Genomic DNA, 2,082 nt, shown 5'->3' on the forward strand with positions numbered 1-2,082 from the left:
CTCATTCTCTCCCGGCGCGGTGGCTCTAGTTCTTCTTTGGCCACCGTTCTCATCTTTAGTTAGTCTAAACTACAGTTACTTAAGGCTGAAAGATTGGTGGCGTTGCTGAGTTAGAGTATGAATAGGAGGAATAATTTATGCAATGCCGGCGAATGTAAATTAACCCTGATCCGTAATAACGGCCCGAAAAAAGGAAAACAGAACCACATTTATGTCCAATTTGGTCGTCAATTCATCAATGAGTATGAGCAAAGGCGAGGTCAAGCGCGAGAGCATCAAACGTGATTGCCTAAAAATTTATGTCAATGGTATGGGGAAAGCGGGCGATAGAACGAGTTAAGGGAGTTGATCATACCACGATAATAAATTGGGTAAAACAACTCGGAAAACTGTTGTCAGATGGTAAGGATTCAGGTCTCAATTATAGGAATTAAAGAAGGGGTCTGCACAGCCGAGTCAACCATTGCTTTTATAGCTTGGTCAAAAAACTCAATGACAGAACGTCCTTGATGGCGACAAGTTTGTATAACCGTCAATAAATTGGCAGTATCTTGAAACCGTTCCATAGAACGGGAACCTCCACTAATTTTTCTTTTGGTGACGGCTAAACGTAACGTTCGTTCTGCTAAATTATTATCAGGCGGTATTTCTGGATGGTCTAAAAAATACCACCATTGATCAGCTTTCTTCCTCAAGGAGCGTAAAAGTTTCCCGGCTTCCCCTCCGGCTAGCTCAATCCATGAATTAATCGTAAATTCAACTTTTGGTTTAAACTGGGACGTCCAACTCAAGAATTCATCAAGGCTTTGGGAAAGTTGGAATAAAGCATAGTTTTTCAAACCCTCATCTATCAGGCTAATAAATTTTTCTCCAATCTCCTGGTTATTTAAGCCAGGAAGCTTGATTAGTTTCTTGAAGTGACGGCGTAAATGAGCCAGACATTTTTGTTGAGCTTTGACAGCATAACCATTATAGGCGCTATAGTCATCTGAACTAAGTACACCTTCGTAGCAAGAACCCAAAATAGATTCTAATTCCGCACGAGAGCGAGTATCAGCAGCATGAAATAAAGCGAATTTGGTATTGGCAAAAATCCATAACCATTCTTTTACCCCTTTGATTGCCCAAGGCGTTTCATCCGCATGGATATTGGGCTGGGTTTGTTTGACCCACTGTTTGAGCTGGTCAATACTTTGAGTCACTGCGCCATTTATTCTTTCATTGGTGGCTACTAAAGTTCCCACTCCTATTTCTATTTTTCCCAGTTCCCACAACAGTTCTTGTTGTTTTTCGTAGGATAAATGTCCGTAATTATTTATCCATCCTAAAAAAGCTTGCAGTCTGATTCCGATATCTTGTCCCGGTACTATTTCTGGCGACCACTCTGCTGCTTGTGTTTCCCCACACTCGCTGCAAATACACGTATATCTTTGATATTCTACTATTTCTATTGGACTCTCTACTAACTGGGCTACTTGCTGTTTCTCTATTTTGATGGGTTCGCCACTGAATTCGCTTTGACCACAACACCTGCACACTTGCGGTCGTAATATTTCTAATCTATCTACCCGACCAAACCCCTTCCTCGTTTTTCCCGGATGCCCTGGTTGTCCTCCTGGTTTCCGTTTTGGTGTCTCCCTTTCATCTATTTGAGCTTCAAGTTTTTTCTCGCTTTTTTTGAGAAGGTCAGACGATGGTGGCTTTGATGATCTTGTGCTATCTAAATCTCTGCTGATTTTAAGTTTCTCTATTTCCTGTTCTAGTTCTATTACTCTAGATTTTAACTGCTCTATAGCCCTTGCCTGCTCAATGATCATCTCTACCAGTTTCTCTGTCGCTAACTGTTTTAAGATTTCACTGTTGAGTTTGGGTGGCAGTTTTTTTTTCATAATTGCTACATTTTACTTTCCCGTATCACACTTGTCAATACCCACCACCTGAATCCTTACGTATGGACACATTACTCACAAGTTAAGGTAAAAACATTATTGTCAATGAGTAACTTTACTCATTTTTTACCTGTTTAACCAATTAAAATATGACTCCATTTGTTCCTTTATTATTGAAAAAAAATTGTTCGGG

Annotated in this window: 1 protein-coding gene and 1 pseudogene; one reads left to right on the top strand and one right to left on the bottom strand. The window is 40.3% G+C overall.

The genetic code is table 11. The features are described 5' to 3' along the window. Window positions 1-117 precede the first annotated feature (117 nt). A pseudogene (locus tag QUB66_RS29520) lies at window positions 118-410 on the top strand (hypothetical protein); the annotation flags it as partial. On the opposite strand, the gene tnpC reads toward QUB66_RS29520, so the two are convergent. Beyond that, a complete protein-coding gene (tnpC, locus tag QUB66_RS29525) occupies window positions 411-1,889 on the bottom strand; it encodes an IS66 family transposase (protein ID WP_332970787.1) in 1,479 nt (492 codons plus the stop codon). Window positions 1,890-2,082 lie beyond the last annotated feature (193 nt).

This window comes from Microcoleus sp. A2-C3, from assembly GCF_036706065.1.
In the GTDB taxonomy this organism is placed as follows: Bacteria; Cyanobacteriota; Cyanobacteriia; order Cyanobacteriales; family Microcoleaceae; genus Microcoleus.

Coding starts and splice junctions, on each gene's coding strand:
- tnpC (WP_332970787.1), bottom strand. CDS start 1,889: ATGAAAAAAAAACTGCCACCCAAACTCAACAGTGAAATCTTAAAACAG.